Consider the following 3,268-nt stretch of genomic DNA (forward strand, 5'->3'; position numbering starts at 1 on the left):
TCTGGTTAACGTCAGCAAAAGTCAGTTCGGCGTGCGCGTCGGCAAGCAGTTTGCCAATAAAGCCACGGCCAATATTGCCGGCTCCGAAGTGTAATGCTTTCATATTCCACCCTTTCTTAATGTAGAAGGGTGCAGCAAGCTGCACCCTTTAAAATAATTCTGTTATCAGGCCTTGTTACCGCCCAGCAAATCCAACACTTCCTGGACGCTGGTGGTATTCGCCAGCCGCTCGATGACGGTTTCGTCATCCAACGCATTAGTCAGGCTGGTGATCACCTGGATATGCTCGTTGTTACGTGCCGCGATGCCGATAACCAGGCGCGCCACTTCATCTTCCTCGTCACCGAAACGTACACCCTGCGGATACTGGCAGAACACCACGCCGGTACGCAGCACGCGGTCTTTGGCTTCGATGGTGCCATGCGGCACGGCAATGGATTCGCCCAGATAGGTAGAGGTCAGCTTTTCACGTTCCAACATGGCCGGAACGTATTCTGGCTCGACGTAGCCGCCCTTCACCAGTTGTTCACCGGCAAAGCGAATGGCCTGCTCTTTATCAATGGCCTGCAAGCCGAGGAACACGTTGCTTTCCCCCAGTTTGAACAGGTTCTGTTCGCTGGCGTCAAAGCTGTCATCCAGGGTGGAGATAACCTTCTGCTCGGTTTCGCTAGTCTTGTTAGCGGCCACCAGGCGGGCGGTCAAATCGCTATACAGATGGCTGTCCAGGAAGTTGGTCAGCGAGATATGCTGGGCCTGCGGCGCATGGCGCATCGCACGCTCGGTCAGATCGCGGTGAGTGATCACCAGATCCACATCATCCGGCAGGCTGTTGATGGCGCTGTTGGTTACCGAGATATTCTTCAGCCCCGCGTCCGCCACTTTCTTACGCAGTACGCCGGCACCCATGGCGCTGGACCCCATACCCGCATCGCAAGCCACGATGATTTTACGCACGGTGCTCAGATCGCCGTCTACCGCTGCGTTTACTGCGGTACCACCTTTAGACTGGGCTTTCATGTCCTGGATACGGCGAGTAGCTTCTTCCAGATCGTCTTCCTCTTTCACTTTCGAGGTTTTTAACAGGAAAGCTGAAACCACGAAGGAGACTACGAACGCCGCAAACACCGCCGCCAGGTTAGCGAAATAGGCGCCTTTTGGCGTCATCGCCAGCACCGCCAGGATAGAACCTGGGGAAGCAGGGGACACCAGGCCGCCGTTCAGCAGGGTCAGGGTGAATACGCCGGTCATACCGCCCAGAATAACCGCCAGGATCAGGCGTGGATTCATCAGCACGTATGGGAAGTAGATTTCGTGGATACCCCCCAGGAAGTGGATGATCGCCGCACCGCCAGCAGACTGCTTGGCACTACCACGGCCGAAGAACATATAGGCCATCAGCACGCCCAAACCTGGGCCTGGGTTGGCTTCGATCAGGAAGAAGATTGATTTACCGGTTTCCGTCGCCTGCTGGATACCCAGCGGTGAGAAGATACCGTGGTTGATGGCGTTGTTCAGGAACAGGATTTTCGCCGGTTCAACGAAGATCGAGGTCAATGGCAGCAGGTTGTTGACCACCATGATGTGCACGCCAGCCGCCAGCACTTTGGATATCGCTTCGACCAATGGCCCGATACCCATAAAGGCCAGGATTGCCAACAGCATACCGATGATGCCAGCGGAGAAGTTGTTGACCAACATCTCGAAGCCGCTCTTGATCTTGCCGTCAACCCAACGGTCAAAATGCTTGATCGCCCAACCGCCCAACGGGCCTGCAATCATCGAACCGAGGAACATCGGCATGTCTGCACCGACGATCACGCCCATGGTGGTGATGGCACCGACCACACCGCCACGCTCGCCGCCCACCAGTTTACCGCCGGTATAACCGATCAGCAGTGGCAGCAGGTAAGTGATCATTGGCCCAACCAGCTTGGCTAACGTCTCGTTTGGCAGCCAGCCGGTAGGAATGAATAGCGCAGTGATGATACCCCAGGCGATGAATGCGCCAATGTTGGGCATCACCATGTTACTCAGGAAACGGCCAAAGTTTTGCACTTTAACCTTGATGTCTGGTGAAAACATAAACACACCCCTATTGTTACGCGCTGACAATAAGAGCGCGCGATAATTGTTGTAACGTTCTTGCCCTGTTGATGCTGTTTGCGAAACGGACTCTACCACGCTCTTTTTACTACGCGAACTTCACGGAATTATTGTGATCACCGTCACTAGCTTTGCCCCTATACCCCAGTGCATTTAGTGATACGCATCACATTTATCCGGTGTAAAAAAAATACAACGAGAAGATATACCGGCTAAATACACCAAAAATGTGACATTTGTCACATTTAAAGCCTTACTGTTTGTTTTTGAAATGTGACAAACATCACAATTTATTTTACATCCGACCACCGGGCCGTGGCCTGAAATGACATCTTCCCTGTGAGCATCCATTCCGTCGGGAAAGAACCATGGCGTGGATGAAAGAAAACTACATTAAGAGATGTGATGAATAAGTGAAGTGTAGTACAGAAAATACGTGGGGAGGGAGGGCCAAGGAGTTGGAAAAAAGCGGAATAATGTATGTGGTACCAAACGCTGGCCCACATACATTGTTTAGAACGAAGGTTACTGCATTACCGCCTGCACGGTTTTCTGTGCGTTCAGCAGGTTCTGTTGCTTGGCCACCAGATTGGACATCATGGTGTTGTACTGCGTCGCCTGCTGCTGGGTGCGGAACTGCACGCCGCCGTTGTTGAAGCTGACCTGATTGCCCTGGGCCTGCAGGAAATCCCCTACCTGTACCAGGTCCTGGACAAAACCGGCGGTGGTTGGGATCGCTGGCATCAGCGCATTAGCCGGTGCGGTAACGATCTTGTCATACACCTGGTTGTACACCGCTTTCAGATCGTCCGGCTGTTTCAGCGCCACACGAGCGGTATCCGCCTGCGCCTTGGCAGTCTGGATCTGCTGGCCCAGCAGGTTTAACGCGCCGATCGACTGTTGCAGGCTATCGCGCTTGCTCATATAGTCCTGCGCGGTGCGGATCTGATTAACCTGCTCTAGCGCCGGGGTCAGGCTGGCGTCCACCGACTTGGTCAACTGCTGGGAAAAACCCATCAGAATGGCGTAATCGCCGGTATAAGCACCGAATTTCTGTTTCTGATCTTCGCTCAACGTCGGGATATGTACGCCACTGCGCATGACCGTATTCTGTAAGTAATCAACGAATGCCTTGCGCTGCTCCGGCTCTTTATCGCCGCAGGCG

3 protein-coding genes are annotated in these 3,268 nt (G+C 53.7%); all 3 read right to left on the reverse strand.

Annotated features, from left to right (window positions below):
• Positions 1–103: hypothetical protein (locus tag ACLQ7H_RS00625; RefSeq protein WP_411751005.1), on the reverse strand; the 103-nt coding region annotated here is incomplete at its 3' end.
• Between the two features lie 62 nt (positions 104–165).
• On the reverse strand, positions 166–2,082 hold the full coding sequence (locus tag ACLQ7H_RS00630; RefSeq protein WP_411751003.1) for a PTS mannitol transporter subunit IICBA: 1,917 nt from the start codon (positions 2,080–2,082) through the stop codon (positions 166–168).
• A 546-nt stretch (positions 2,083–2,628) separates the two neighbouring features.
• A partial coding sequence (locus ACLQ7H_RS00635; RefSeq protein ID WP_411751004.1) for a DUF3053 domain-containing protein occupies positions 2,629–3,268 on the reverse strand: 640 nt, incomplete at its 5' end.

The organism is Serratia sp. (in: enterobacteria) (assembly GCF_046715635.1).
In the GTDB taxonomy this organism is placed as follows: Bacteria; Pseudomonadota; Gammaproteobacteria; order Enterobacterales; family Enterobacteriaceae; genus Chania.